General features: G+C 66.9%; 22 protein-coding genes. 11 read left to right on the plus strand and 11 right to left on the minus strand.

Annotated features, from left to right (window positions below; genetic code table 11):
* The first annotated feature begins 2 nt into the window (after window positions 1-2).
* From CSAL_RS14765 to CSAL_RS14775, 3 genes are all read left to right on the plus strand, one after another.
* The gene (locus CSAL_RS14765; protein WP_011508211.1) at window positions 3-743 is read left to right on the plus strand and encodes an SDR family oxidoreductase; all 741 of its coding nucleotides are present in this window, start codon (window positions 3-5) and stop codon (window positions 741-743) included.
* Complete coding sequence (locus CSAL_RS14770) at window positions 740-1,192, plus strand: DNA polymerase III subunit chi (RefSeq protein WP_011508212.1); 453 nt, start codon at window positions 740-742, stop codon at window positions 1,190-1,192. The genes CSAL_RS14765 and CSAL_RS14770 overlap by 4 nt, the downstream gene beginning before the upstream one ends.
* A gap of 101 nt (window positions 1,193-1,293) precedes the next feature.
* A complete protein-coding gene (locus CSAL_RS14775; RefSeq protein ID WP_011508213.1) occupies window positions 1,294-4,137 on the plus strand; it encodes a valine--tRNA ligase in 2,844 nt (947 codons plus the stop codon).
* A gap of 319 nt (window positions 4,138-4,456) precedes the next feature.
* On the opposite strand, the gene CSAL_RS14780 is transcribed toward CSAL_RS14775, so the two are convergent.
* The 7 genes from CSAL_RS14780 to CSAL_RS14810 all read right to left on the minus strand — a co-directional run bounded on the left by CSAL_RS14780 (window position 4,457) and on the right by CSAL_RS14810 (window position 14,341).
* Window positions 4,457-5,272 (minus strand): potassium channel family protein, encoded by an 816-nt coding sequence (locus CSAL_RS14780; protein WP_011508214.1) that lies wholly within the window; start codon window positions 5,270-5,272, stop codon window positions 4,457-4,459.
* A gap of 65 nt (window positions 5,273-5,337) precedes the next feature.
* Entirely contained in the window at window positions 5,338-7,155 is a 1,818-nt protein-coding gene (locus CSAL_RS14785) for an aminopeptidase P family protein (protein ID WP_011508215.1), read from the minus strand.
* 3 nt (window positions 7,156-7,158) lie between these two features.
* Window positions 7,159-8,745 (minus strand): peptide MFS transporter, encoded by a 1,587-nt coding sequence (locus tag CSAL_RS14790; protein ID WP_011508216.1) that lies wholly within the window; start codon window positions 8,743-8,745, stop codon window positions 7,159-7,161.
* 224 nt (window positions 8,746-8,969) lie between these two features.
* A complete protein-coding gene (glnE, locus tag CSAL_RS14795) occupies window positions 8,970-11,993 on the minus strand; it encodes a bifunctional [glutamate--ammonia ligase]-adenylyl-L-tyrosine phosphorylase/[glutamate--ammonia-ligase] adenylyltransferase (protein WP_011508217.1) in 3,024 nt (1,007 codons plus the stop codon).
* Between the two features lie 257 nt (window positions 11,994-12,250).
* Window positions 12,251-13,726, minus strand: coding sequence for a sodium:solute symporter family protein (locus CSAL_RS14800; protein WP_011508218.1), 1,476 nt, complete (start codon window positions 13,724-13,726; stop codon window positions 12,251-12,253).
* Window positions 13,727-13,728: 2 nt separating this feature from the next.
* Window positions 13,729-13,908: a hypothetical protein gene (locus CSAL_RS14805; RefSeq protein ID WP_011508219.1), complete on the minus strand. Its 180-nt coding sequence runs from the start codon at window positions 13,906-13,908 to the stop codon at window positions 13,729-13,731.
* Window positions 13,909-13,969: 61 nt separating this feature from the next.
* Window positions 13,970-14,341 carry a diacylglycerol kinase gene (locus tag CSAL_RS14810; RefSeq protein WP_011508220.1) on the minus strand — a complete coding sequence of 124 codons (372 nt, stop codon included), beginning with the start codon at window positions 14,339-14,341 and terminating at the stop codon, window positions 13,970-13,972.
* A 260-nt stretch (window positions 14,342-14,601) separates the two neighbouring features.
* Here CSAL_RS14810 and CSAL_RS14815 point away from each other — a divergent pair, with 260 nt between their 5' ends.
* Complete coding sequence (locus tag CSAL_RS14815) at window positions 14,602-15,579, plus strand: MDR family oxidoreductase (RefSeq protein ID WP_011508221.1); 978 nt, start codon at window positions 14,602-14,604, stop codon at window positions 15,577-15,579.
* Window positions 15,580-15,653: 74 nt separating this feature from the next.
* On the opposite strand, the gene dacB is transcribed toward CSAL_RS14815, so the two are convergent.
* From dacB to trmB, 3 genes are all read right to left on the minus strand, one after another.
* Window positions 15,654-17,072, minus strand: a complete 1,419-nt coding sequence (dacB, locus tag CSAL_RS14820) for a D-alanyl-D-alanine carboxypeptidase/D-alanyl-D-alanine endopeptidase (RefSeq protein WP_110062038.1) — start codon at window positions 17,070-17,072, stop codon at window positions 15,654-15,656.
* Window positions 17,073-17,191: 119 nt separating this feature from the next.
* On the minus strand, window positions 17,192-17,521 hold the full coding sequence (locus CSAL_RS14825; RefSeq protein ID WP_035413326.1) for a DMT family transporter: 330 nt from the start codon (window positions 17,519-17,521) through the stop codon (window positions 17,192-17,194).
* Between the two features lie 35 nt (window positions 17,522-17,556).
* Window positions 17,557-18,246: a tRNA (guanine(46)-N(7))-methyltransferase TrmB gene (trmB, locus tag CSAL_RS14830; RefSeq protein WP_035413324.1), complete on the minus strand. Its 690-nt coding sequence runs from the start codon at window positions 18,244-18,246 to the stop codon at window positions 17,557-17,559.
* A gap of 215 nt (window positions 18,247-18,461) precedes the next feature.
* On the opposite strand from trmB, the gene CSAL_RS14835 reads away from it, so the two are divergent.
* From CSAL_RS14835 to CSAL_RS14865, 7 genes are all read left to right on the plus strand, one after another.
* A complete protein-coding gene (locus CSAL_RS14835) occupies window positions 18,462-20,402 on the plus strand; it encodes a beta-ketoacyl synthase (protein WP_011508225.1) in 1,941 nt (646 codons plus the stop codon).
* A gap of 78 nt (window positions 20,403-20,480) precedes the next feature.
* Window positions 20,481-20,984 carry a pantetheine-phosphate adenylyltransferase gene (gene coaD / locus CSAL_RS14840; RefSeq protein ID WP_011508226.1) on the plus strand — a complete coding sequence of 168 codons (504 nt, stop codon included), beginning with the start codon at window positions 20,481-20,483 and terminating at the stop codon, window positions 20,982-20,984.
* Window positions 20,985-20,998: 14 nt separating this feature from the next.
* Window positions 20,999-21,247, plus strand: a complete 249-nt coding sequence (locus CSAL_RS14845; RefSeq protein ID WP_011508227.1) for a YfhL family 4Fe-4S dicluster ferredoxin — start codon at window positions 20,999-21,001, stop codon at window positions 21,245-21,247.
* 107 nt (window positions 21,248-21,354) lie between these two features.
* On the plus strand, window positions 21,355-22,710 hold the full coding sequence (locus CSAL_RS14850; protein ID WP_011508228.1) for an MATE family efflux transporter: 1,356 nt from the start codon (window positions 21,355-21,357) through the stop codon (window positions 22,708-22,710).
* Between the two features lie 66 nt (window positions 22,711-22,776).
* Window positions 22,777-24,087: a short-chain fatty acid transporter gene (locus CSAL_RS14855; RefSeq protein ID WP_011508229.1), complete on the plus strand. Its 1,311-nt coding sequence runs from the start codon at window positions 22,777-22,779 to the stop codon at window positions 24,085-24,087.
* 108 nt (window positions 24,088-24,195) lie between these two features.
* Entirely contained in the window at window positions 24,196-24,711 is a 516-nt protein-coding gene (locus CSAL_RS14860) for an acyl-CoA thioesterase (protein WP_011508230.1), read from the plus strand.
* 87 nt (window positions 24,712-24,798) lie between these two features.
* Entirely contained in the window at window positions 24,799-25,800 is a 1,002-nt protein-coding gene (locus CSAL_RS14865; protein ID WP_011508231.1) for an ion transporter, read from the plus strand.
* Here CSAL_RS14865 and CSAL_RS14870 read toward each other — a convergent pair.
* On the minus strand, window positions 25,793-26,830 hold the full coding sequence (locus CSAL_RS14870; RefSeq protein ID WP_011508232.1) for a hypothetical protein: 1,038 nt from the start codon (window positions 26,828-26,830) through the stop codon (window positions 25,793-25,795). The two genes, CSAL_RS14865 and CSAL_RS14870, sit on opposite strands and share 8 nt — an antisense overlap.
* Window positions 26,831-26,849 lie beyond the last annotated feature (19 nt).

The raw sequence follows: 26,849 nt of genomic DNA on the forward strand, positions 1-26,849 counted from the left end.
CGATGACGAAAGTGATGCTGATTACCGGCGCCGGTCGCGGCATCGGTGCCGCCACCGCCAAGCACGCCGCGCAAGCGGGCTATGCCGTTGCCATCAACTATCGCAGCGACAAGGCGTCGGCCGAGGGGGTCGTGAGTGACATCGAAGCCTCGGGCGGACGCGCCATCGCCATTCAGGCCGATGTTGCCGACGAGGCGGACATCGTCGCCATGTTCGAGACCGTCGACCGCGAGTTCGGGCGTCTCGACGTGCTGGTCAACAACGCCGGCATCGTCGACCAGATCAGCCGCGTCGACGAGATGAGCTTCGAGCGTGTCGACCGCATGATGCGCATCAACGTGACCGGTCCGTTCATCTGCGCCCGCGAGGCGATCAAGCGCATGTCCACCCGCCATGGCGGCCAGGGCGGCGCCATCGTCAACGTCGGGTCGGCCGCCTCGCACCTCGGCGGTGCCAGCGAATACGTCGATTACGCCGCCTCCAAGGGCGCCATCGACACCATGACCGAAGGTCTCGCCAAGGAAGTCGCCGGCGAAGGCATCCGGGTCAACGGCGTGCGCCCCGGCGTGATTCGCACCACCATTCACGCCAGTGGCGGCAACCCCGACAAGCCCGATGTCGCCGGCTCGGTGATTCCCATGGGGCGCATCGGCGAGCCCGAGGAAATCGCCAACGGCGTGCTGTGGCTGGCCGAGGCCGGCTTCACCACCGGGGCGTTGATCGATATCGACGGCGGCGTATGACTCAAGTCGATTTCTACATCTTGCCCGATACCACGCTGGACGCGCGGCTGGCCTTCGCCTGCCGCCTGGCGGAGACCATTCATCGCAAGGGCTATCGGCTGCATATCCACACCGAGGACGAGACCATGGCGCGCGAGCTCGACGAGCGGCTGTGGACCTTCAAGCCCGAGAGCTACCTGCCCCACGCGGTGCTGGGCGACGATGTCTCGCCCGAGCCGCCCGTGACCCTCGGCTGGGAAGCGCCGCCCGCGCCCGGTGTGGAGGCGATGCTCAACCTGCATCCCGAGATCCCCGAGTGGTTCTCGCGCTTCGAGCGCGTCGCCGAGATCATCAACCAGCATCAGGACGTGCTGACCGCCAAGCGCGCCTGCTGGCAGACCTATAAAAAGCGCGGCTACCCCGTCAAGGCCAACGACCTCACCGGCTCGTCGCGCCACGCGACGGGCTGAGCGCGCCATGACGCCACCCCGCTTGCGGGGTTATACTTGCCGGCATTTTTCGCCACGGCCGCGGGCCGTGTTGACGTCATTTCGAGAGCCGACCGACGCCCATGGACAAGACCTACCAACCCGATCAGATCGAAGCGCGCTGGTATCAGCGCTGGGAAGACGCCAACCGTTTCGCCCCCTCGGGCCAGGGCGAGCCCTACTCGATCATGATTCCGCCGCCCAACGTGACCGGCAGCCTGCACATGGGCCACGCCTTTCAGGACACCATCATGGACACCCTGATTCGCTGGCGGCGCATGCAGCAGCGCAACACGCTGTGGCAGGTGGGCACCGACCACGCCGGCATCGCCACGCAGATGCTGGTGGAACGCAAGGTCGCGGCGGAAGACGGCAAGAGCCGCCACGAGCTGGGGCGCGAGGCCTTCACCGACAAGATCTGGGAGTGGAAGCACGAATCCGGCGGCCATATCACCCGTCAGCTGCGCCGCATGGGCGCCAGCGTCGACTGGTCCCGCGAGCGCTTCACCATGGACGACGGCTTCTACAAGGCGGTGCAGGATGTCTTCGTGCGGCTGTTCGACGAGGGCCTGATCTACCGCGGCAAGCGCCTGGTTAACTGGGACCCGACGCTGCATACCGCGATCTCGGACCTGGAGGTCGAGAACAAGGACCAGCAAGGCCAGTTCTGGCATTTCCGGTATCCGCTGGCCGACGGCGTGACCACCGATGACGGTCAGGATCACCTCATCGTCGCCACCACGCGTCCCGAGACCCTGCTCGGCGACACCGGCGTGGCCGTCAACCCCGAGGACCCGCGCTACGCCTCGCTGATCGGCAAGTTCGTCGAGCTGCCGCTGGTGGGCCGGCGGATTCCCATCGTCGCCGACGAGCATGCCGACATGGACAAGGGCTCGGGCTGCGTGAAGATCACCCCCGCCCACGACTTCAACGACTACGAGGTCGGTCGCCGCCAGCAGCTGCCGCTGATCAACGTCTTCACCCCGGACGCCAGCATCCTGCCCCGCGCCGAGGCCTTCGACATCCAGGGCCGCCCGCTCGCCGACATCGACACCTCGCTGCCCTCCGCCTATGTCGGGCTCGACCGCTTCGCGGCGCGCCAGGCCATCGTCGACGACATGCAGGCCGCCGGGCTGCTGGCGCAGATCGAAACCGTCAACAACACCCTGCCGTTCGGCGACCGCTCCGGCGACGTCATCGAGCCGCTGTTGACCGATCAGTGGTTCGTGGCGGTCGAGGAACTGGCCAAGCCGGCCATCGCCGCGGTGGAGAACGGCGATATCGAGTTCGTGCCCAAGAACTACGAGAACATGTATTTCGCCTGGATGCGCGACCTCCAGGACTGGTGCATCTCGCGCCAGCTGTGGTGGGGCCATCGCATTCCGGCCTGGTACGACGGTGATGGCAACGTCTATGTCGCGCGCAGCGCCGAGGAAGCCCGCGACAAGTACGGCCTCGCCGCCGACGCGGCCCTCACCCAGGACGAGGACGTGCTGGACACCTGGTTCAGCTCCGGGCTGTGGACCTTCGCCACTCTCGGCTGGCCCGAGCAGACGCCGGAACTCGAGACCTTCCACCCCTCCAGCGTGCTGGTCACCGGTTTCGACATCATCTTCTTCTGGGTCGCGCGGATGATCATGATGACCCTGAAGTTCACCGGCGAGGTGCCCTTCAAGAAGGTCTACGTGCATGGCCTGGTGCGCGATGCCCAGGGCCAGAAGATGTCCAAGTCCAAGGGCAACGTGCTCGATCCCATCGACCTGATCGACGGCATCGACCTGGACGCGCTGATCGACAAGCGCACCGGCAACATGATGCAGCCGCAGAAGGCCAAGGCCATCGCCAAGGCCACCCGTGACGAGTTCCCCGACGGCATCGAGCCCCATGGCACCGACGCGCTGCGCTTCACCTTCCTCTCGCAGGCGACCACCGGGCGCGACATCAAGTTCGACATGGGCCGCCTGGATGGCTACCGCAACTTCTGCAACAAGCTGTGGAACGCCTCGCGCTACGTGCTGATGAACGCCGAGGGCGAGGACTGCGGCCTCGAGGGGGAAGTGGAGCTGTCGCTGGCCGACCGCTGGATCGTCTCGCGCCTGCAGCAGACCGAGGCGCAGGTGACCCGCGCGATGGAGGAGTTCCGCTTCGACCACGCCTCGCAGGCGCTCTACGACTTCGTCTGGAACGAGTATTGCGACTGGTACCTGGAACTCTCCAAGCCGGTGCTGTGGGACGACAACGCCACCGCCGCCGCCAAGCGCGGCACACGCCGCACGCTGGTGCGGGTGCTGGAGACCATCCTGCGGCTGGCACATCCGATGATACCGTTCATCAGCGAGGAAATCTGGCAGCGTGTCGCCCCCCTGGCCGGTACCCACGCCGGCGGCGACGACTCGATCATGGCTCAGCCCTGGCCCCAGGCCGACGACAGCCGGGTCGACACCCAGGCGACCCGCGACATCGAGTGGCTCAAGGGAGTGATCGTCGCCGTGCGCAACATCCGCGCCGAGATGAACATCGCCCCCGGCAAGCCGCTCGAGGTGCTGCTCACCAAGGGCGACGAGACCGACCGGGCGCGCCTGGAAGCCAACCGGCTGTTCCTCTCCAAGCTGGCCAAGCTCGACAGCGTCACCTGGCTCGACGACCCCGACCAGGCTCCCCTGTGCGCGACGCAACTGGTCGGCGACATGGAAGTCCTGGTGCCCATGGCGGGGCTGATCGACAAGGACACCGAGCTTGCGCGCCTGGCCAAGGAAATCGACAAGCAGGACAAGTTCATCGGCGGCATCGAGAAGAAGCTCGGCAACGAGGGCTTCATCAGCAAGGCCCCCGCCGAGGTGGTCGACAAGGAACGCGCCAAGCTGGCCGAGGCCCAGGCGCACCGCGCCACCCTCGCCGAACAGCGCGACAAGATCGCCGCACTGTAAGCGCTATCCACCGGCGCCACGATCACGCCCATGCGGTTCACGCCGCATGGGCGTTTTCGTGTCACCAGGCGGGCGCCAATCGCCTCACGTCAAAAGCCCGCCGTAAAACGGGATGAAAGACGCTTCGGAAGGCATAAAAAAACCCGCGCCTGGGGCAGGGCGCGGGTCGAGGCAGGGTACTACTAGGGGTTTGCATCGCGAACCGATGCAGGAATGAAACGCCTGGTGAGCACCAGACGCTGCCTACTTTATCGCCGGGCGCGGCTAGCCACCAATAATTTGTTAGCATGATAGCGATAGCGCGATTCAATGGCTCGGCTCAATCCTCGCGAGACGGCGCCTGCTGCCCCGCTGCATGACGCTCGGCCGCTTCCGCGTCACGGGTCTCGAGGGCGCGCTTCAGCGCCGCGACTTCACCGTGCAGGCTTTCGATCTGCCGGGAAAGATGCCGCATCATCTCGCGGTCCGCCTTGTGCTGGCGCGACTCATGCTCGCTTTCATCGGAGATCACCAGCGAGCCGATGTACGCCGCGAAACTCCCGAACAACCCCACGCCGCCGACCATGAGCAGGACCGCCACGACACGGCCCAGGGTGGTGATCGGGTAGTAATCGCCATACCCCACCGTGGTCACCGTCACGAACGCCCACCACAGCGCCTCCTCGGCGGTGTCGATGGGGCTTTCCGGGTGCGGCGACTCGACCAGCAGCATGGTGATCGCCCCGAACGCCACCAGCAGCAGCGTGGCGGTGGCCGCCGAGGCGAACATGCCCTCGGCCCGATTGCGGAACAGCAGTCGCCAGATCAGGCTCAGCGACTTCACCGCGCGGATCACCCGCAGCATCTGCACGACGCGAAACAGCCGCGCTCCCTGGAAGGGCCCCGGTGGAATGCAGGCCAGCAGATCCAGCCAGCCCCAGCGCATGTAGCGCCACTTGTCGGGAGCGGCGCGAAAGCGCAGGCAGAAATCCACGAAGAAGAACACGCACACCACCCAGTCCATGTACGTCAGCAGGCGCGAGACTTCCTCGGGCAGCGTCAGGAACAAGTCCGCCAGCAAGGCGCCGATCACGTAGAAGGACAGGACCAGCACGACCAGCTGGAACGGTGTGATACGTTCTTGGGTGACCGCCATGCGCTTCCCCTTCTCGCCTCTTTTCGCTTCGCCGCGTTTCACGCCCACGATGTTTCAGGCAGAGCTCAACGGGCAAGCGGCGCCGTGCGCTGCTCGAGCCAATCGCGCGCCGGCCCCTCGACCCTGGGCAACAGGCGCCGACGAACCTCGTCATGATAGGCATCCAGCCAGGCGATTTCCGCCGCGTCGAGCAGGGACATGTCGAGGGCCCGGGTGTCAATGGGGCACAGGGTGAGCGTCTCGAAACGCAGGAAGTCGCCGAAGTCGCTGGCCTCGTCCGGGCGATTGACCACCAGGTTCTCGATGCGCACGCCCCACTGCCCCGGCCGATAGACGCCCGGCTCGATCGAGGTGATCATGCCGGGCTGCATGGCCGTCTGCGGCGTCACCGGCGCGTACCACGCGATGACCTGAGGCCCCTCGTGGACGTTCAGGAAATAGCCTACGCCATGCCCCGTGCCATGGCCGTAGTCGAGCCCCGCGGCCCACAGCGGCGCACGGGCGATGGCGTCCAGCTGCGGCGAGGGAATGCCGCGCGGAAAGCGGGCGCGCGACAGCGCGATGGTGCCCTTGAGCACCCGGGTGAAATCGCGCCGGTGCGCGGCATCGATCTGGCCCACCGGTACCACGCGCGTGATGTCAGTGGTCCCGCCCAGGTACTGGGCGCCCGAATCGATCAGCAGCAGGCCATCGCCCTCGATGACCGAATGCGCCGCCGGAGTGGCGTGGTAATGCGGCAGCGCGCCATTGGCGTTGAAGGCCGCGATGGTCGCGAAACTGCGCGAGACGAAGCCGTCGCGTCGCGCGCGCTCGGCGGTGAGCCGCTCGTCGACGGTCAACTCGGTCACCGTCTCGCCGTCGGCCAGCGCCGCTTCCAGCCAGGCGAAGAAGGCGCACAGCGCAGCGCCGTCTTCCTCCATGGCGTGGCGCACGTGCTCGATGTCGCGGTCGCTCTTGCGGCTCTTGGCGAGCGTGCTCGGCTGCATGGCCTCGACGAAGGACACGCCCGCCGGCACCGCCTCCGTCAACGCCAGGCTGACCCGCGCCGGATCGATGAGCAGGCGCGCGTCATGGGGCAACGCCGCGAGGGCCGACGCCACCTCGGTGTAGTCGGCCACCTCAATGCCGTCCTCGGCGAGTGCTTTGATCAGCGCCGTGCCCAGCTTGTCCGGCGCGACGAACAGCGTAGCGCGTGCCTGCTCGACGAGCAGGTGGGCCAGGAACACCGGATTGAAGTCGACATCCGCTCCGCGCAGGTTGGTGAGCCAGGCGACATCATCGAGGGTCGAGACCAGGTGGGTGTCGGCGCCCTGCTCCTCCATTTTCTCGCGCAATACCGCCAGCTTTTCGCGCCGCGCGGTATCCACGTAATCGCTCGGGTGAGCGCGCACCGGCGCCTCGGGCAACGCCGGCCGATTCGGCCAGATGGCATCGAGCAGATCCCGATGGCCTTCCCAGCGAATGTCGGCCGGCGCCAGGTGGGCCTGCAGCTGGCGCACCGTGGCCAGCGACACCACCGCGCCGTCGAATCCGACGGTGGCGCCGGGCGCCAGCTGCTCGACGAGCCACGCCATGGGCCGCTGCGCCTGGCCGGGCTGGAGCTTCATCAGCTCGATGCCGCTGCCCGCCAGCTGTTGCTCGGCCTGGACCCAGTAGCGGCTGTCCACCCACAGCCCGGCCGCCTGCTGGGTGACCACCAGCGTGCCCACCGAGCCGTCGAAACCCGACAGCCAGGCTCGCCCCTGCCAATGCTCGGGCAGGTATTCGGAACTATGCGGATCGGAAGACGGCAGCCACCAGGCATCGACGGCGTTCTCGCGCATGGTCTCGCGAAGCGCGGCCAGGCGTTCGGCAGGTGTCCGGGGATGTTCACTCAACGACATGCGTCAGGCTCCGGTGTTGGTTTGGGCAGATGCATCGGCACCCGCGGGATCGACGGTAGGATTGCCTTTCAGCATACGCTTGATGACCGGCGTTAGCAGCGCCAGCAGGACCGCGCAGGCGACCAGCGCCACCGCGCAGCGCGCGAACAGCTCCGGCAACTGCTCCAGTTCCTCGGCGTTGACGTGCCCGCCGATCAGGCCGGCGACCAGATTGCCCAGCGCCGAGGCGGTGAACCACAGCCCCATCAACTGGCCTCGCAGCTTGACGGGGGCCAGCGCGCTCATGGTCGACAGCCCGACCGGGCTCAGGCACAGCTCGCCGATGGTCAGCAGCAGCAGGCTCCCGGTGATCCACAGCGGCGAGACCTGCGCCGCGCCGCCGGCCACGCGCATCGCCGCGAGCATCATCAGGGCGAAGCCGCCGGCCGCGAACAGCAGTCCCAGCACGAATTTCACCGGGCTGCCGGGTTCCAGGCGACGCCGCCCCAGCGCCGGCCACAGCCAGCCGAAGAGCGGCCCCAGCAGGATGATGAACACCGGATTGAACGACTGGAACCACACCGCCGGCACTTCCCAGCCGAACAGCATGCGGTCGGTATAGTCGTGCGCGAACAGGTTGTAGGACGTCGGCTGCTGCTCGAAGGACGCCCAGAAGAACGCCGCCGCCATGATCAGGATGAAGCACACGACGATGCGCGCCCGTTCCTGCTTGTCGAGCCCGCTGAAGGCGAAGAGATAGACGAAGTAGCCCAGCGCACAGACGATGATCACGGTGGTCATGGCCTCGGCGATCGCCACCGCGTCGAGCACGATCGCGCCATTGGCGACCAGGGCGATGAACACCGCGCATGCCACCGCCAGGGCGGCCACGTAATACCCCACGCCCCGCCGATGCACCGCCGGTGCGTCCCAGCTGGCGGCACGCCCCCGCAGGCTGTCGGCGCGGCGCATGGCGGGAATCGCCGACAAGCGAAAGATCAGCAGCGCCAGCAGCATGCCCAGGCCACCGATGCCGAAACCCCAGTGCCAGCCGTACTCCCGCATCAAGAGACCGGTGAACAGCGGCGCCATCAGCGCGCCGATGTTGATGCCCATGTAGAAGATCGCGAAGCCGCCGTCGCGGCGCACGTCGCCCTGATCGTACAGGCTGCCCACCATGACCGAGATGCACGACTTGAACAGCCCCGAGCCGAGCACGATCAGCACCAGGCCGATGAAGAACCAGGTCGCGCCCCACACAGCGGAAAAGGCGATCGACAGATGGCCCAGGGCAATCAGAACCGAGCCATACCAGACGGCGCGTCGCTGCCCCAGCCAGTTGTCCGCCAACCAGCCGCCGGGCAGCGCCGACAGATAGACGGCACCGGCGTAGATACCCACGATGGCCGAGGCCGTCTCGCGCGAGAATCCCAGACCGCCCTCGAACACCGTGGCGGCCATGAACAGCACCAGCAGCGGGCGGATGCCGTAGTAGGAGAAGCGCTCCCACATTTCGGTGAAGAATAGCGGTCCCAGCGCACGCGGGTGGCCCGCGAAGCCCCGGTCCTCGCCGGATCGGAGCGATGCTGCATCATCCGTGGTAGAGCGCATTGGAGTGTCTGCCTCGTTGAGAACTTTCAGGTTGTGCCCGACGATCGCCACGCCTTGTGAGCATGCGGCGAAACAAAACGGCGATGGCACGCATGCCATCGCCGGAGGCGGACTATAAAGTTTCCACGCGAATGATCAACACCCAACTTTTGTCGTACTAACGATTCTCCCGCTCATCATGAGACAGAAAACCAACACGATGTGACACGATGAAACGCCGGCGCTCAGCGCGAGGCATCGTCCTCCTGCATCCACTGGGCCCAGATGGCGCGCACCCGCTGCCGATGGGCATCGATATCCGCGATCTCGACCTGGCTGCCGGCCTTGGCCAGCGACGCGCGATGGCTGAGACCGCGATAGGTGAGATACGCCTCGCGCAGCTCGCGTGCCTGGTCGGCGGGCAGTCGGCCGACGCTTTCCAGCGTCTCGAGGATGCGCATGTTGTCGCTGAACGTCAGCATCTCGGGCGTCTCGGCGCCCAGGGCCAGGACGGCGTACTGGCAAAGGAATTCGATGTCCACCATGCCGCCCGGGTCCTGCTTGAGGTGAAACACGCCCTGACGTCCGGCCTGGTCGCTGCTGCCCAGGTGCGTGCGCATCTTGCGACGCATCGCCACCACCTCCTCGCGCAGCGCCTCGACCTCGCGGGTCTGGCCCAGCACATCACGCCGCAGCGCCTCGAAGCGCTCGCAGAGCGCCGGGTTGCCGGCGATGGCCCGCGCGCGCACCAGCGCCTGGTGTTCCCACGTCCAGGCCTGCTGGCGCTGGTAATCGGCGAACGCCTCGAGCGTCGTCACCAGCAGCCCGGCATTGCCGGACGGCCGCAGTCGCATGTCGACCTCGTACAGCGAGCCGCTGGGCGTGACGGCGGTCAGCAGATGAATGATGCGCTGTCCCAGCCGCGTGAAGAACACCGCGTTGTCGAGGGATTTGGCACCATCGGTACTCCCCCGGGGGTCGGCGTCGTGCAGGAACACCAGGTCCAGGTCCGAACCGTAGCCCAGTTCGATGCCGCCCAGCTTGCCGTAGCCGACAATGGCAAAACTGGCGTCATCGCTCGTGCGTTCGCCATCACGGCGCGCCGGATAGCCGTACTTGCGCGTGACATGGGTCCAGGCCATCGCCAGCACCTGCTCCAGCACCACCTCGGCGATGAAGGTGAGATAGTCGCTGACCTTCATCAACGGCCGTGCGCCGACGATGTCGGAGGCCGCCACGTGCAGCACCTGAGCATGCTTGAAGATGCGCAGCGCCTCGAGCTGGGCTTCCTCGTCGTCCGCGGGAATGCGCGACAACGCCTGGCGCAGTTCATCGGCCAGTTGCTCCTTGTCGGCGGGAGAGTACAGCGTGGCGGGATGCAGCAGTTCATCGAGCAGCACCGGGTGCCGCGCCAGTTGCTCCGCGATCCACGGGCTGGCGGCGCACAGGCGGATCAGTTGACGCAACGCATCGGGATTTTCACGCAGCAGCGCCAGGTAGGCGGTACGTCGCAGGACCGCCTCGATCAACGGCAGCACGCGCTCGAGGGCCATGTCCGGCGCCTCGCTTTCCGCGACCGCATCGAGCAGCAGCGGCATCAGGGCGTCGAGACGTGCGAATCCGATACGCTGCATGCTCGCCACGGCACGCGATTGCCACAGCTTGCCGAGACGCTCATGCGCCGCCGCGGGCGTGGCGAATCCCAGGCTGTCCAGCGTTTCCCGGGCTTCCTCGTCGGTCAGCTCGAGCCGCCACAGCGCGCCCAGTTCCTCGCGGGAGGCGTCCTCGCATGCCACGGCCGCGTCCTCCTCCTCGGGCGGCGCGATGACCGCATCGAAATGCTCGCGCACCCGCCCGCGCGCCTCCTCGAGGCGCGCCACAAGCGCGGGCCAGTCCTCCATGTCGAGCGCCAGGGCCAGGCGCTCGCGGCCCAGCACCGTGTCGGGCAGGGTCTGGGTCTGGCGATCCTTCTGCGCCTGCAGGGCATGCTCGAGATCGCGCAGGAAGGCGTAGTCGACACGCAGCGTCTCGGTGACCTCGGGCGGCAACAGCTCCAGCGTGGCCAGACAGTGCAAGGCCGCGGCCAGCGAGGTGAGCTGCAACTCGGTATCGCGGCCGCCGCGAATCAACTGGAACGCCTGGACCACGAACTCCACCTCGCGGATGCCGCCGGGGCCGAGCTTGATGTTGTCGGCCATGCCCTTGCGTTTCACTTCGCGGTTGATGAGGCGCTTCATTTCGCGCAACGACTCGATGGCGCCGAAATCCAGGTACTTGCGATACACGAAGGGGCGCAGCGCGGCGAGCAGCTCGTCGCCGGCCTCGCGGTCGCCGGCCACCGGCCGTGCCTTGAGCATGGCGTAGCGCTCCCACTCGCGTCCCTGGTCCTGATAATAGCTGGCCAGGGTCGCGAAACTGCCGACCAGCGGACCACCGTCGCCGAGCGGACGCAGGCGCATGTCGACCCGGAAGGCAAAGCCCTCGTCGGTGACCGCATCCAGAGCGGCGATCAGTTTCTGTCCCAGCTTGGTGAAATACTCCTGGTGCGAGAGCTCGCGGCGACCGCCCTGCGTCTCGCCGTCTTCGGCGTAGGCGAAGATCAAATCGATATCCGAGGACAGGTTGAGCTCGCCGGCGCCAAGCTTGCCCATGCCCAGCACCACCAGCCGCTGGGGCGATCCATCGCCACGCGGCGCGGGCGTCCCCCAGCGCGGCGCGTAGTGGCGCTCCAGCCAGCCCAGCGCGCCCTCCAGGCAAATCTCCGCCAGCTCGCTGACGGCACGCGCCGTGGCCCACATGCCGGCCTCGCCGGCCTGACCGCGCGGCGCACGGCACAGATCACGCCACACGATGCCCAGCATGCGCAGACGCCGGAAGCGCCGCACCGCGGCCTGCATGGCGGCCTCGTCCTCGGCGCCATCGAGGCGTTCGGCGAGCTCCGCTTCCAGGGCCTCGCGCGACGGCGGCGCATCCAGCTCGCCATCGGCGTCCAGGGCCGGCAGCCAGGAGGGATCGCGGGCCAGGGTCTCGGTGGCAAAATCGGACAGCGCCACGACGCGCGCCAATTCGGCGCGGCGCGGCTCGGCAAGCGCCTGCCAGGCGGCACTCGGCATGTCGTCCTGGGCGCTCTCGTCGTCGCCGGCCTTGGCCGCCGCGACGCGGTCGGCCATGGCCAGGGCGTCATGCAAGCGCTCACCGGCCTCGGCCAGGGCATCATGCAGGGGCGCGGGGATATCGGCCTGGGGCAGCAAACCGTTGAGCAGGGCCATGCCATTCTCCTATCGACGTTCCTGTGCCGTCCCGGTCAAGCGCCGGGGGGCGGCGTGATAGGCCCAGCTTAGGGAAACACTGCATAAATGTCTGCACGGATGAATCGCCGCGTTACGCGGTACTCGAAGGCTCGCCCGACCCCATGTCGTGTCTCGCCTTCTGTGCACCGAACGCCTTGCGCTTCCTGCTGTTCGGCTATTGATCCAGCGTCCCTGGCGGAGCGGGTCGCTCGGCAGAAACCACCCGCCCGGTCATCTCAACGTCGCCACGGCAAGGCCCGCTCGGCGGTCGCGATGAAGGTGTCGGCGGTATGCCGCGGCGCGGCAGTGCAGAGGCTGACCACCACGAACAGGGCCGCCGCCACGGGCAGCGCCCAGATGCCCGGCGGCCACCCCAGCGGCGTGGCACCGGTCGCGTAGAGCCCCAGCACCCAGACGCCCCCGCCCAGCATGCTGGCCAGTGCCCCCGCCGCGGTGCCTCTCCGCCAGAAGAAGGCACCGATCAGGGCCGGCACGGTGACCACCAGCCCGGTCGAGGCGGCCACCGAGAGCACGGCGATCAGGTCAAGGCGCAGCTCGGCGAAGCCCAGTGCCAGCAGCGCGATCACCGGCAACACCATCTTGCCGGCACGCAGCTGGCGTCGCTCGTCGCCACCACCCCGAGTCATGGCATAGACGTCGCGCGACAGCATCGACGACAACGTCAGCATGATCGAATCGATGGTCGAGACCGCCGCCGCCAGGATGCCCACCATCACCACGACGCCCAGCACGGGTGGCACGTGGGCGGAGGCCAGCAGCGTCGGCGTGGCCAGGTCCGAACTCGCCAGGTCGGGAAACGCGATCAGCGCCGAGAAGCCCCACATCACCGAGACGACGGTGTACACCAGACCGAAGCACAGGAAGCCGATCAGCATCCGGCGCATGGCGGGCAGCGACGCCGGCATGAACAGTCGCTGGCTGACCTGCGGATTGGAAAGGCTGAAGAAGAACCACGGAATCGTCAGGCCCAGGAACGTCGCCGGCGTGAAGAGCCCCGAGCCGGGCACCGTCAGGGCCTCGGGATGCTCGCGGGCGAGCGTCTCGAACACGGCGGCGAAGCCGCCCAGTGACGCCACCACCAGCAGCGCGACCAGCGTGGCGGCGACGATCATCAACAGCGCCTGCAGCGCATCGGTCCACATCACCGACCGGATGCCGGCAATGAAGGTGAAGAGCAGCGCCAGGGCCGTGGCGACCGCCACGCCCGTGGTGAAGCCGATCGCGCCATCGGTCATCCCGCTGAGCAGGTACCCCACCCCGGCCAGCTGCACGGCGGCGTAGGGAATCAAGAAGAGGCTGCTGACCAGCGCCATGACGACGGCCACGGCGCGATTCGCGTAGCGGTGGCCCAGCATCTCGCTGGGCGTGACGAAACCGAACGCCTTGCCCACCGCCCAGAAGCGCGGCCCGAAGATCGCCACCAGCGACACGCCGGCGAAGTAGACGATCTCGAATCCCAGCGCCCCCACGCCGCCGGCATAGGTCAGCCCCGCCAGTCCGACCATCATGAACGCGCTGTAGGTGGTCGCGCTGTAGCTCAGCGCCGAGACCAGCCCGCCCATCCGGCGTCCACCGAGGAAATAGTGTGCCATGTCGGGCGTCTGCGAGCCGCGCTCCCGCGACCGCCAGGCCACCCCCAGCGCAATCAGCGTGTACAGGATCACCGCTCCCCAGACGAGCGTCGGCGTCATGCTCATTTCTCCTTGAACGCGGCGGTGACGAGCAGATTGAGCAGCACCACGGCGACCCCGACCAGCAGCCAGAACAGCAGGCTGCCGTACCAGGCCTGAACGTGGCTCAGCAAGGTGTAAGGGACGATCACGGCGGCCAGGACGAGCGCGCCGAGCAATGCAAATCCTAGGCGTCGGGACATGACGATCCTCATGCGCGGCGGGCCGGAGCCGCCGCATGGTGGAAACACTGACGCACAGGCATCAGCCGAAGAATTTCTGCCAGGCCAGCAATACCCAGGTCAATCCCGCCATGATCAGCGAGATCATCACCGCGGCGGAACCGATGTCCTTGGCGCGCCCGGACAGTTCATGGTGCTCGGGACCGATACGGTCGACCACATTCTCCACCGCGCTGTTGAGCAACTCCACCATCAGCACCAGGGCGCAGCTGCCCACCAGCAGCAACCACTCCACGGGCGAGCTCCCGATCCACCAGGCCAGGGGCAGCAGGATCACGCAGATGCCGACTTCCTGGCGGAACGCCGTCTCGTTGCGAAACGCGGCGCGCAGCCCTTTCAGGGAGTAGTGCGTGGAATCGATCAGGTGGCGAAAACCGCTTTGGCGGGGTTTCATCGTGCGCGGTCCTCACGCGTGGGGTTATCGAACGCCGGGCATGGCGGCTCTCTTCCGGCGGCGCGGGCGAGGGCAGCAACGCGCACGACCAGCCGCCGATGGTAACAGAGGGGCGACGACAGGCAACGCCGACGATGCACCTCGCCATGCCGCCAAGGTCGCGTTGTCGACACGCCGGGGCCGGAGCTAGGCTGAGCCTAACGCCTGCGTTGCCGCTGCCAACGCTGTCCAGCACGTCATTCGATCAGCAAGGAGTTCCCATGCCACGTGCCCTCATGCTCCACGACGAATCCCCGCGCGCCCGTCTCGAGACGCTCGACGAAGACCGGTTGCCGGAGCGTGCGGTTCGCGTCGCCATCGACTATTCGGATCTCAACTACAAGGATGCCATGGCGGTCACCGGCCAGGGCAAGATCGTGCGCGACTATCCCCTGGTGCCGGGCATCGACTTCGCCGGCACGGTGACGGCGTCAACAGATGCGCGATTCGATGCCGACGACCGTGTCATCCTGACCGGCTGGGGCGTCGGCGAACGCTACTGGGGCGGGTTCGCCGAGGCCATGCGCGTCGATGCCGACTGGCTGGTGCCCTGCCCGCGTCCGTTGAGCACGCGCGAGGCGATGCTGTTCGGCACGGCGGGGCTTACCGCGATGCTCAGCGTCATGCGTCTGCAGGAGGCGGGCCTCAGTCCCGGCGACGGCCCCGTCGCGGTCAGTGGCGCCAGCGGCGGCGTGGGCAGCTGGGCGGTCTCGATCCTCGCCCATGAGGGCTTCGAGGTGCATGCCATCACCGGCAAGCCCGACCAGGGCGACTGGCTGACCCGGCTCGGCGCCGCGCAGGTGCTGGCACGCGACGACTTCACCGAGCGCGGCCGCCCGCTGGCCTCGACCCACTGGGCGGGCGCCGTCGATACCGTCGGCGGCCAGGTCCTGGCCAACTTGCTGGCGCAGATGCGCTATGCCGGCAAGGTCGCCGCCGTCGGCCTGGCCGGCGATGCCGCGCTGCCGACGACGGTGATGCCCTTCATCCTGCGCGGCGTGGCATTGCTGGGGGTGGACAGCGTGTACATTCCCTTCGAGCGACGCCGCGCCGCGTGGCAGCGTATCGCGGCCTTGCCCAATGCCCTGTTGACGCACATGCAGGTCGAGGAGATCGGCCTCGAGGACGTCGAGTCACAGGCGCACGCCATGATCGAGGGGCGTACCCACGGGCGTCTGCTGATCGATCCGCATCGCTAGGCCGCGCCCGAATTGCCGGGCGCCCGGCAACGACCCTCGCCCGCACGCAGAAGGCGACGAGGCCCGAGGCGCGCTCAGTGCGCCTCGATCATCCGCGTCAGGTCCGCCGCGACCAGAGGCAGGACCTGACGCCAGGCCAGGTACGGCGTCTGCGCGGTACCGTTGACCAGTACCGCGAAACTGCCCCAGCGCCCCTGACGGGTACGGAAATACCCGGCCACCGCGCGTACCGTGACCGGCTCGTTGAGGGTGCCGGTCTTGAGCATGACGTTCTGCTGGAAGGTCTCGCTGCCACGGCGGATGAAGTGCATCGGGCCGTTGGTCGGCAATTGCAGACCGGCGACGAAGGTCGGGAACAAGGCCGAACGCCGGTACATGGCCGACAGCAAGGCATTGATGTCTTGTGCCGAGACACGGTTTTCCGGCGTCAGGCCACTGCCGCTGACCAGCGTCGGCACGCCGTGGCCGGGCAGGTCCCGGGCGAAGCGCATCAAGGCATCGCCGGCATCCCGCAGGCTGGCGCCCGGCTTGGCCACGAGATCCAGCGCCAGCGTATCGGCCATGAAATTGTTCGAGTAATTGAGCATGCGCAGCAGCACTTCCTGAAGCGGCTTGCCGTCCACCGCCGCCAGACGCTTGGCGGTGGTCGGCGGCGGCGTGGTGCTGGTCGCATGTCCGTCGACTTCGATGCCGGCCTGGCCGAGCAGGGCCACCAGGGTCTTGGCGGTTTGCTCGGCGGGGTCGGAACTGGCGCGATAGATCTCCCGGGAGAAGCCGCCATGCGCGATCTGGCCGCTGATGCGCAGCGTATCGCCCTGCGCATCGCTCAACCGCTCGGCACTGAGACGCGTATCGCCGCCCGGCGCCACGGTCGTGACCCGGTTGTCGATTCGGGTCAGCGGCGCCACTGTCGTGCAGTCGCTGATCGTGGCGGCATCTCCCACCGCGGCACCGGGTTTGATCAGATTGCACCAGCTGCCGTAATTCACCGCCGCCGAGGACAACAGGGCGCTGTAGGCGTTGTCCGACCGCGTCCGGGCCTCGCAGCGGTCAGTGGTCACGCAGGTCACCGGACCGAAGCGCCACTGGCTGACCACCAGTTCCCCGTTCACCTTGCGCACGCCGCGCTCGCGCAGGCGCTGCACCAGGCGCCACAGGTTCTCGCTGGTAAGGGCCGGGTCGCCGCCGCCGTCGAAGACCAGGTCGCCCTGCAACACGCCCTGCGCATCGACCTCGCCCGTGGCCATCAACTGGGTGGTGAAACGGTGCTGCGGCCCCCAGCGATCGAGACTCGCCGCGGCGGTATAGAGTTTGGTGACCGAAGCCGGCGACAGCCGCCGCGTGGGCTGAATCGACCCCAGGTTCTCGCCGCTTCCCAGCAGTTGCGCCTGAGCCCCGATCACGAAGCCCTTGTCGGCCAGCGTGGCAAGGTTCGAAAAGCCATCGGCCACCGCCGACAACGGCAGACCCAGCAACACCAGCATGGAGACCATGCGACGCCCGCTGCGGCCCCACGACCGCCGACGGCGAGAACAAAGCACCGTGCTCAACATCGAATATTCCTTTACCTGGATGAACGCACACCGCCCGCCAGGCTAGCAGCCGGCTGCCTTCAGTGCGACGACATGCGCGAGAACGCCTGTATGATCACCACGCCGGCGATGATCAGCCCCAGCCCCAAAAGCGCCGGCAGGTCGGGTTTCTCGCCGTATACGACGATACCGATCAGGGTGACCAGCACGATCCCCAGCCCCGCCCAGAACGCATAGGCAATCCCCACCGGCAAGTCTCGCAGCGCCAGCGTCAGCATGTAGAACGCCAAGGCATACCCCACCACGACGGTCACGCTGGGCCACAGGCGCGTGAACTCCTGGGAAGCCTTCAACGCACTGGTCGCCACGACCTCGGCGATGATCGCGATCGCCAAAAACACATACACCATTTCGGTCTCCTGAAAACGTCGCGTCGCCCCAGCGGTCAGGGCGGCGTCGGCAACAACTGGGGGCGGTGCGCGAGCGTCACCGTCAACCGCCATAATGTCTGACCGCTGGCGTGGTACTTGCGCTCGAAGGGCGTCAAGCCCTCCTCCGACGGCGCGAAAGACTCGAGACGCGCCTCGCGCCCGGTGGCTTGCGCCAGCGCCAGTGCCAGTTCCTCGAGGTAGAGCCGCCAGTTGGAGCGCGCCTCGAATTCGCCGCCGAGCCCGGCCAGGGCGGGAAACACCGGATGCCCGTGCCAGCGCATCTTGAGGTGCGAAGCCTTGGGGTATGGGTTGGGATACAACAGGTAATGTCGCGCCGGCTGCCAACCGGCCCGCAGGGCCAGGCGCCAGAAATCGACCAGGTCCGCCCGTACCAGCAGGGCATTGTCGGGCGGCGCGCCGTACTCGCGCGCGAGACGCTCGGCGCTGCGGTCCACCCCGATCACGGCGTGCTCGGGAAACTGCGCGGCCAGACGACGGGTGGAAAGCCCTACGCCGCAGCCCGAGTCCAGAATCAAGGGCCGGTCTCGCTCGCGCAGCCACGCCTGCGCGTTGTCGAAGGCGGCTTGCGTATGCGCCGCCACCGGCTTGCGCCATGGCGCGTTCAACGCCCGCGACACGCGCCGCGCCAGGTCCTCATGGGGACCGCGCTGCTGGGTGGCGATGGTGCGGGAATTGGCGTGCATGAGCGACTCGAAGACGGCTGGGCGACACGCCATTCTAGGGCCTGTTGCGGTTTCATGCACGGCCGCACGGAAGGAGAGAGCTCGGCGCCGGCACCGGCGTCGCATGACGCCGCTCGCACCCGGGTGCTATCATCACCCCAGACTTATTGAGGCTCCGCGCGTCGCCTGACGCGGGGAGACGCGCCATATCGGCCGACGCGTGCCGGCCACGAATCATGACGCATCGTCATCCACAGCATTACGAGGAACGCGGCTTGTCACAGTTACCGGTGATCGTCGGCATGGGCGGTGTTAACGCCGCCGGCAGAACCTCGGGCCACCAGGCTTTTCGCCGAACGATTCTCGACGCCTTGCCCGACACCCTTCAGGCACAGACCATTCTCGCCCTGGCCGCCATGATGCAGCTTGTGACGCGGCTGGAAGACGGCGCCTGGCAGGATGCCCACGGAGAGATTCTCGACGCCGCCGACGTCGTTTCGCGCTATCGGCAACACGTACTCGACCATACCCTGATCCGCCGCATCGAAGACGAGCGTTTCGGCAGCGAAGGCATTCCCGCCAATCGTGCCGCGCAGCTCGACCTCGACGATGCGCTGACCTTTCGCGTGCGCCGGCGGCAATTGCCCAACGACCTGCCGCCGACCTGGCAGGTGCGCGACATCGACAAGCGCATGGTCGAAGTCGTGGTGCCGCCGGGGTCGCTGAACGTCCTGCTGCCCGAACGGCGCAGCGCGCAGGTGCGCTCGGCGGGCCAGTTGCCCAGCGGATTCGCGCCGGAGACCCTGTACCGGAGCGTGCATCACCCGCGCGGGCTGTCGATGACCATCTTCGGCGCCTCCGACTGCCTCGGCCAGAGCGGCCTGGACTGGTCGGCGCTGCGCAATCGGCTCGACCCGGACGCCATCGCCGTGTATGCCGGCAACTCCATCGGCCAGCTCGACAACGAGGGCTGGGGCGGCCTGCTGCAGAGCTTCGTCGGCGGCGGACGCGCCACGTCCAAGCAGATGCCGCTGGGTTACGGCCAGATGCCCGCCGACTTTCTCAACGCCTACGTGCTGGGAAGCGTCGGCGCCACCGGTGCCGTGCTCGGCGCCTGCGCCAGTTTCCTCTATAACCTGCGCCTGGGGCTGGAGGACATTCGCAGCGGGCGGCGGCGCGTGGTCATGGTGGGCACCAGCGATGCCCCCATCACGCCGGAAATCGTCGAGGGCTTTCGTACCATGGGCGCGCTGGCCGACGACGAGAGCCTCAAGGCGCTCGATGCGCTGACGCTGCTGACCGATAGCGACTATCAGCGGGCCTGCCGGCCCTTCGCGCGCAACTGTGGCTTCACCATCGCCGAGTCGACCCAGTTCCTGCTGCTGATGGACGATGCCCTGGCGCTCGAGACCGGCGCCCAGATTCTCGGCGCGGTGCCCGATGTGTTCGTCAACGCCGATGGCTGGAAACGCTCGATCTCCGCGCCGGGCATCGGCAACTACATCACCCTGGCCAAGTCGGTGAGCCTGGCCCGGGACATGCTCGGCGAGGATTCGGTGCGCCACCGCAGCTACCTGCATGCTCACGGCACCAGCACGCCCAAGAATCGCACCACCGAGTCGCACGTGTTCGACATGGTGGCCCGCACGCATGGCATCGAGGCCTGGCCGGTGGCCGCCATCAAGGCCTTCGTCGGCCATTCGCAAGGCGGCGCGGCGGGCGACCAGCTCGCCAGTGCCCTGGGCACCTTCGCCCATGGCGTGATTCCCGGCATCGCCACCCTCGACGCCGTGGCCGACGACGTTCACGCCGAACGTCTGCGTTTCTTTCGCGATCCGCTCCCTTTCGAGGCCGACGCGACCTTCATCAACGCCAAGGGCTTCGGCGGCAACAACGCTACCGGGCTGGTCATCTCGCCCGCCGCGACCGAGCGCCTGCTCGCCAAGCGTCACGGTCAGCGCGCCGTCGATGACTGGAAGCATCGTCGCGAGGCCACGCTGGCGGCGTCCCAGACGTACCTGGAGACGGCCGACAGCGGCCGCTTCGAGGTCACCTATCGCTTCGGCGAGGGCGTGCTGGAAGGCCCCGAACTGTCAATGACACGCGACGCCCTGCACATCCCCGGCTTCGATCGGCCGGTATCGCTGACGGTCGACAACCCCTACGGTCAGCTGTGAAGGCGGCTCCGGGCGTCGACATTGTCGCCGCCCGGCGCCAACCACTACCCTGATGGTGTCTCGGCACAGGATGCATCCATGAATATCGTGGTCTATCCCGGTACCTTCGACCCCGTGACCAATGGCCATTACGACCTGATCGAGCGCGCCTCACGCATGTTCGACAAGGTCGTGGTGGCGGTGGCGGCGAGTCCGCGCAAGCAACCCACGCTATCCCTGGAGACCCGGGTGGCGCTGATCGAGGAAGTCACCGCCGACCTCGACAACGTCACCGTGACCGGCTTCAGCTGCCTGCTGACGCAACTGCTGGCGCAACAGAACGCGCGCATCATCCTGCGCGGTCTGAGAGCGGTATCCGACTTCGAATATGAGTTACAATTGGCCAATATGAACCGGGCCCAGGCACCTGACGTGGAAAGCCTGTTCCTGACGCCCGAGGTCGAGAACTCGTATATTTCTTCCACTATCGTGCGCGAGATCGCGCGTCTGGGGGGAGATGTCTCCAAGCTCGTGCATCCCTGCGTGGTCGATGCGCTGAGCCGGCATTTCGCCCAGGACCCCTCGTCGCCCAAGACGCAATAGAGGACGGACGCTTTATGGCTTTGATGATCACCGACGAGTGCATCAACTGCGACGTCTGCGAACCCGAGTGCCCCAACGGCGCCATTTCCCCGGGTGAGGAGATCTATGTCATCGACCCCAACCTGTGCACCGAGTGCGTCGGCCACTTCGACGAGCCCCAGTGCCAGCAGGTATGTCCGGTGGACTGCATCCCTCTCGATCCCGAGCGCAGCGAAACCCACGATCAACTGATGCACAAGTATCGCTTGATCACCGCCGCCTGACCCGCGTGCACGCCACGCCGCCGCGGGCGACGTGGCGCGTGTCGGCCCCATTTTTCCTTCTCACGGGTGTGTGTCACGCGTGAGCGCACACCCAACGACGGAATCCCGTGTCTTCATCACGCCCCGCGACACGCATCTGGCCGCTCGCCTGGCCGATCATCCTTTCCAACATCACCGTCCCGCTGCTGGGACTGGTGGACACCGCGGTGGTCGGCCACCTGCCGGACTCCCGCTACATGGCCGCCGTGACCCTGGGGGCCACCCTGTTCAGCTTTCTGTACTGGGGCTTCGGGTTTCTGCGCATGGGCACCACCGGCCTGACCTCCCAGGCCGTGGGCCGCGAGGACGACAGCGACATCCGCAACCTGCTGGGTCAGGCGCTGTTGCTGGCACTCGGCATCGGCGTGCTGCTGATCCTGCTCGCCGAACCGCTGATCGACTTCGGTCTCTACCTGCTCGACGGCAGCCCGGCGGCCATGGCCCTGGCCGACGATTACGCCCATATTCGCATTCTGTCGGCCCCGGCGGTGATGGCGAATTACGCGATTCTCGGCTGGTTTCTGGGCCAGCAGAACTCGCGGGTCACGCTGGCGATCATGGTGTTGACCAACAGCGTCAACATCGTCCTCGACCTGGTGTTCGTGGTCGGGCTGGGCATGACCAGCGACGGCGTGGCCTGGGCCACCGTCATCGCCGACTATACCGCCCTGGGCGCGGGACTGTGGCTCGTGGCACGCCAGCTGGGACGCCTGCAGGGACGCTTCCTGCGTCGGCGCCTGCTGCGATTCGCCGCCTACTCCGAGCTGTTCCAGGTCAATCGGCACCTGTTCGTGCGCACGCTGGGGCTGCTGTTCGCCATGGCCTTCTTCACCGCTCAGGGCGCCGACCAGGGCGACACGGTGCTCGCCGCCAACGCGGTACTGATGCAGTTCATCATGATCACCTCCTACGCGCTGGACGGCTTCGCCCATGCCGCCGAAGCCTTGACCGGACGCGCCGTGGGGCGTCGCGACTGGCCGCTTTTCTCGAGCGCGGTGCGCGCGGCCGCGCGTTTCTCGCTGGTCACCGCCGGGGTCGCCATGGCCGCGTTCCTGTTCGGCGGCCATGCCCTGATCGCCCTGCTCACCGACCTGCCCGACGTGCGAGCCTCGGCGGCCGACTACCTGCCCTGGATGGTCGTCATGCCGGCCATCGCGGTATGGAGCTATCTGCTCGACGGCGTCTTCATCGGCGCCACCGCAACCCGTGAAATGCGCGACACCATCCTGCTGGCACTCGCCGTCTACCTGCCGGTGTGGTGGCTCGCGCAACCGCTGGGCAACCACGGCCTGTGGCTCGCCTTCACGGCCTTCACCCTGGTGCGCTCGGCAAGTCTCGCCGCCGTCTACCTGCACTATCGGCGCACGCGCTGGACAAGCGCCGCGACGCCCGCCTGCGACCAAGGGATACAGGACCAAGGTTGAGTGATCGGCGCGACTCCCGAGCGACTATCGTTATCAGCATGACAACGACCTCCTGGAGAGGCTTTCATGCTGAAGCTGCTGTCTCGCCCCGCGGTACGCCTGGTCGAACGCTACCTGCCCGATCCTTACATCTTCGTGCTGATCCTGACCCTGGTGGCGGCCATCGCGGCCATGCTGGTCGAGCGGCAGTCGCCACTGGCGATCATGCGCTACTGGGGAGATGGCTTCTGGGGACTGCTGTCCTTCTCGATGCAGATGCTGCTGGTGCTGGTCACTGGCTTCATGCTGGCCAGCAGCCCACCCGTCAAGCGCCTGCTCGACAGGATCGCCCGGCTCGCCAAGAGCCCGGCCGGCGCCATCGTGCTGGTGTCGCTGGTCTCGCTGGCCGCCAGCTGGATCAACTGGGGCTTCGGCCTGGTCATCGGCGCCCTGTTCGCCAAGGCCCTCGCACGACAGGTGCGTGTCGACTACCGCCTGTTGATCGCCAGCGCCTATTCGGGCTTCGTGGTATGGCACGGCGGCCTGGCCGGCTCGATTCCCTTGACCATCGCCACCGAAGGGCATTTCACGGCGGACCAGATCGGTGTCATTCCCACCTCCGAGACCATCTTCGCGTTCTTCAACCTGGCCATCGTGCTGGCGATGTTCGTGGCCGTGCCGCTGGTCAACCGGTTCATGCTTCCCGACGAGCGTGACAGCGTCTACATCGACCCCGCACAACTCGACGACGCCCCGCGCGACCTCGGTCCCGCCACGCGTCCGGCGGAACGCCTGGAAAAGAGCTCCTGGCTGTCATGGCTGGTCGGCATTCCCGGCTTGCTGTTCCTGCTCGACCATTTCGTGTTCCGTGACGGCGGCCTGAACCTCAACGTGGTCAATTTCCTGTTCCTGTCCCTGGCCATCGTGCTGCATCGCACGCCCCGCAGCCTGCTGGACAGCCTCCACGAGGCCATCAAGGGTGGTACCGGTATCGTCATCCAGTTTCCCTTCTACGCCGGCATCATGGCGATCATCATGCAGTCCGGGCTGGCACAGACGCTTTCCGAGGGGTTCGTGGCGATCTCCACCGCCCAGACGCTGCCTTTCTGGTCATTCATCAGTGCCGGCATCGTCAACCTGTTCGTGCCTTCGGGCGGCGGGCAATGGGCCGTCCAGGCCCCGGTCATGCTGCCCGCCGCCGCCTCCCTGGGCGCGGATATCCCCCGCGTCGCCATGGCGGTCGCCTGGGGCGATGCCTGGACCAACCTGCTGCAGCCGTTCTGGGCGCTTCCCATGCTCGCCATCGCGGGGCTCAAGGCCAAGGACATCATGGGCTTCTGCCTGATCCAGCTGGTGGTGACGGGCGTCATCATCGCGCTCGGGCTGACCTTTCTGTGAACGGTTCCCGCCCGCCCGCGGGGAAGCAGAGGGGAGCGACAAGACAGGGCAAAACATGATACATCTTGCGCCTCTATCCATTCCCCGGCCTCAGCAGGATTGTGACCCATGGCGCCCGACGACCTTCCCCGCCAGCACGAACTCACCATGACGGTACTGATGACCCCTGACATGGCCAATTTCAGCGGCAAGGTGCATGGCGGAGCGATTCTCAAGAAACTCGACGAAGTCGCCTACGCCTGTGCCAGTCGCTATGCCGGCTCCTATGTCGTCACGTTGTCGGTGGATCAGGTCCTGTTCAAGCAGCCGATCCACGTCGGCGAGCTGGTGACCTTTCTGGCCTCGGTCAATTACGTGGGGCGCTCCTCGATGGAGATCGGCATCAAGGTGGTGGCCGAGTCGATCCAGGATCGCGTGATTCGCCACACCAACAGCTGTTACCTGACCATGGTGGCCGTCGATAGCGAGGGCCGCCCCAACAGCGTGCCGCCGCTGCCGCTCGACACGCCCATGGCCAAGCTTCGCTTCGAGAAGGCCGAACTGCGCAAGAAGATGCGCAAGCAGGCCGAGGAAGAAGAAAAGCGTGCCCAGGCCAGCCTGTCACCGACATCGCAAGCGACCTGACGTCATGCCCGGGTCGCTGCTAACGTGGCGATCTTGCCGGAAGCATCGCGCCGCCCCGGTTCGGCGGCGCCGTCAACGGAGAACGCCATGACCACGCCCCACGCCGCCGAACGCGCCACCCTGCGCGAACGCCTGTATCTGGTCTGGGACATCGCCATGATGGTGCTGATCTCGGCCAACCTGTTGCTGTTGCTCATCGACAGCCTGTTTCTCCTGCCGCCGATCAATGCCGGCCTGTCCGCCGTCGCGCCCACGCTGCATCAGGCGTACGACCAGACCATTCACCAGCGCTTCTTGACCATCGACCTGGTGTTCGTGGCCATTTTCATCACCGACGTGCTGGCCGGCTGGATACTGGCCGTCGTGGAACGTCGCTATGCCCGCTGGTTCTACTACCCGTTCGTGCATTGGTACGACGTGCTGGGGTGCATTCCGGTGGGCGGATTCCGCCTGTTGCGCGTGCTGCGCGTGATCTCGCTGCTGTTGCGCCTGCAGCGCCTGGGGGTGATCGATATCCGGCGCTGGCGCGTATATGCCTTCTTCGAGCACTACTACCGCATCGTCATGGAGGAGCTGTCGGATCGCGTGGCAACACGCCTGCTGAGCAGCCTGCAGGATGAAGTGAGGCGCAGCGAGGACTTCACCAAGCGCCTTTCGGAAGAAGTCATCCAGCCCCGCAAGGCGGCACTGGTCGACGAGATCGCCAGGCGCCTCGAGGCCACCGTCGACAAGAGCTATGCCGAGAACCATCAGGAAGTGCATCGCTACGTGGCCGCGCTGGTCGACCGTACGCTGGAGGAAAACGCCGAGCTCACGCGGCTGCGTCGCCTGCCGCTCGGCGACAACGTCGCGCGTGCCATGCAGCGCAGCTTGAGCGATGTCGCCAGCCGCGTGGTGCATGAAGCCATCGACGGACTGCGTTCGCCGCAGTTCAGAAGCCTCATCGGCGACCTGGCGGAAAGCGGCATCGACGCCTGGCTGTACGTCGACCAGCGTACCGACCGCGTCACCGAGCAGGTGCTGATCGAAACGCTGGAAATGCTCAAGGACGAGATCGCCGTCAAGCGCTGGAAGGACGAACTCAGGTAATGTGCAGCATCGTGTAGGGCGCCTCGCAGGCATGACGCTCGTCGCGTTCGTCGATGCGCCCCAGCGACATGTCGCGGTCGTTGTCGTAGGCCACGAAGAGCCGCTCGCTGTCCAGCACCGCCAGGCCCTCCGCCTTGTGCTCGAACTCCAGGGCGTCGCCCTGCACCGTGCGCACCAGCTCGGGCGCCTGGCCCGCGCTGAAACCGGCCAGCGACACGACCCACAGATACCCGCCGATGCGCGGCTCGCCCGCCTCCTCGACCTCGAAGCTGGTCAACAGGAACAGGCGGTCGTGATGGGGATCGTATTCCAGGCTCGACAGGCCGCAATCGAAACGGACCTCGGGATGCTGCCGTGGAGAGAAGCGATAGAACTCGCGTAGCTCGTCGACCAGCACCAGGTTGCCATGCTCGTTCACGGTGTAATGCGCGCCCACGACGCGGCACACGTATTCGAAATCCTCGTGCGAGCGCCCCTGCTCGCGGACACCGAAGAGCAACAGCCCGTCGCCACGCTCGCCGGGCACCGCCGCCAGCCCCTCGATCTTGTAATACGGCTCGCCGATGGCGCCGTCCAGCTTGTTGCGCAGCTCCAGCGAGCCTTCGACGCCATCCCGCGGGTCGGGGTCGACCACCTGCACTCGCTGCGGCTCGCCCAGCGGCCAGATCAACAGATGGTTGTACGCGTTGAGCGCGTGGCTTTCCATGTCGATGCGGTCGAATCCCGTGGTCGCGAGCACATGGCGCCCGTCGGCGGTCAGCGCGAAATCCTCGTACTTGACGGCGCGCTTGATGGCATCGGCGGTCAAGTAGTCGAGCTGGCTGTCGTCGGGACCGGCATCGGTCATGGGAACGGAGAACACCGCCGAGCGCGCCTCGCCGGGAATCGGCTTGTCGCTGGCCAGGATCAGGCGCCGGCCGTCGTAGACCACGGCGGACACCTCGACGTTGACCAGCTTGCCCGCCTCGTCGCGCAATCCGGCGGGGAAGCAGTGCAGGGTCCCTTCTTGCAGAATCTCGGCATGCGGCATGGGGCGACCTCCTCGATCG

It is taken from the genome of Chromohalobacter israelensis DSM 3043 (assembly GCF_000055785.1).
GTDB lineage: Bacteria > Pseudomonadota > Gammaproteobacteria > Pseudomonadales > Halomonadaceae > Chromohalobacter > Chromohalobacter israelensis.

Bases quoted from the DNA above. Each gene is read 5' to 3' on its own strand.
- CSAL_RS14790 (WP_011508216.1), bottom strand. From the start codon at position 8,745: ATGCGCTCTACCACGGATGATGCAGCATCGCTCCGATCCGGCGAGGAC.
- CSAL_RS14845 (WP_011508227.1), top strand. From the start codon at position 20,999: ATGGCTTTGATGATCACCGACGAGTGCATCAACTGCGACGTCTGCGAA.
- CSAL_RS14785 (WP_011508215.1), bottom strand. From the start codon at position 7,155: ATGTCGTTGAGTGAACATCCCCGGACACCTGCCGAACGCCTGGCCGCG.
- CSAL_RS14810 (WP_011508220.1), bottom strand. From the start codon at position 14,341: ATGAAACCCCGCCAAAGCGGTTTTCGCCACCTGATCGATTCCACGCAC.
- CSAL_RS14805 (WP_011508219.1), bottom strand. From the start codon at position 13,908: ATGTCCCGACGCCTAGGATTTGCATTGCTCGGCGCGCTCGTCCTGGCC.
- CSAL_RS14780 (WP_011508214.1), bottom strand. From the start codon at position 5,272: ATGGCGGTCACCCAAGAACGTATCACACCGTTCCAGCTGGTCGTGCTG.
- dacB (WP_110062038.1), bottom strand. From the start codon at position 17,072: ATGGTCTCCATGCTGGTGTTGCTGGGTCTGCCGTTGTCGGCGGTGGCC.
- CSAL_RS14855 (WP_011508229.1), top strand. From the start codon at position 22,777: ATGCTGAAGCTGCTGTCTCGCCCCGCGGTACGCCTGGTCGAACGCTAC.
- CSAL_RS14800 (WP_011508218.1), bottom strand. From the start codon at position 13,726: ATGACGCCGACGCTCGTCTGGGGAGCGGTGATCCTGTACACGCTGATT.
- CSAL_RS14770 (WP_011508212.1), top strand. From the start codon at position 740: ATGACTCAAGTCGATTTCTACATCTTGCCCGATACCACGCTGGACGCG.
- CSAL_RS14775 (WP_011508213.1), top strand. From the start codon at position 1,294: ATGGACAAGACCTACCAACCCGATCAGATCGAAGCGCGCTGGTATCAG.
- CSAL_RS14765 (WP_011508211.1), top strand. From the start codon at position 3: ATGACGAAAGTGATGCTGATTACCGGCGCCGGTCGCGGCATCGGTGCC.
- CSAL_RS14815 (WP_011508221.1), top strand. From the start codon at position 14,602: ATGCCACGTGCCCTCATGCTCCACGACGAATCCCCGCGCGCCCGTCTC.
- coaD (WP_011508226.1), top strand. From the start codon at position 20,481: ATGAATATCGTGGTCTATCCCGGTACCTTCGACCCCGTGACCAATGGC.
- CSAL_RS14865 (WP_011508231.1), top strand. From the start codon at position 24,799: ATGACCACGCCCCACGCCGCCGAACGCGCCACCCTGCGCGAACGCCTG.
- CSAL_RS14860 (WP_011508230.1), top strand. From the start codon at position 24,196: ATGGCGCCCGACGACCTTCCCCGCCAGCACGAACTCACCATGACGGTA.
- CSAL_RS14870 (WP_011508232.1), bottom strand. From the start codon at position 26,830: ATGCCGCATGCCGAGATTCTGCAAGAAGGGACCCTGCACTGCTTCCCC.
- glnE (WP_011508217.1), bottom strand. From the start codon at position 11,993: ATGGCCCTGCTCAACGGTTTGCTGCCCCAGGCCGATATCCCCGCGCCC.
- CSAL_RS14835 (WP_011508225.1), top strand. From the start codon at position 18,462: ATGACGCATCGTCATCCACAGCATTACGAGGAACGCGGCTTGTCACAG.
- CSAL_RS14825 (WP_035413326.1), bottom strand. From the start codon at position 17,521: ATGGTGTATGTGTTTTTGGCGATCGCGATCATCGCCGAGGTCGTGGCG.
- trmB (WP_035413324.1), bottom strand. From the start codon at position 18,246: ATGCACGCCAATTCCCGCACCATCGCCACCCAGCAGCGCGGTCCCCAT.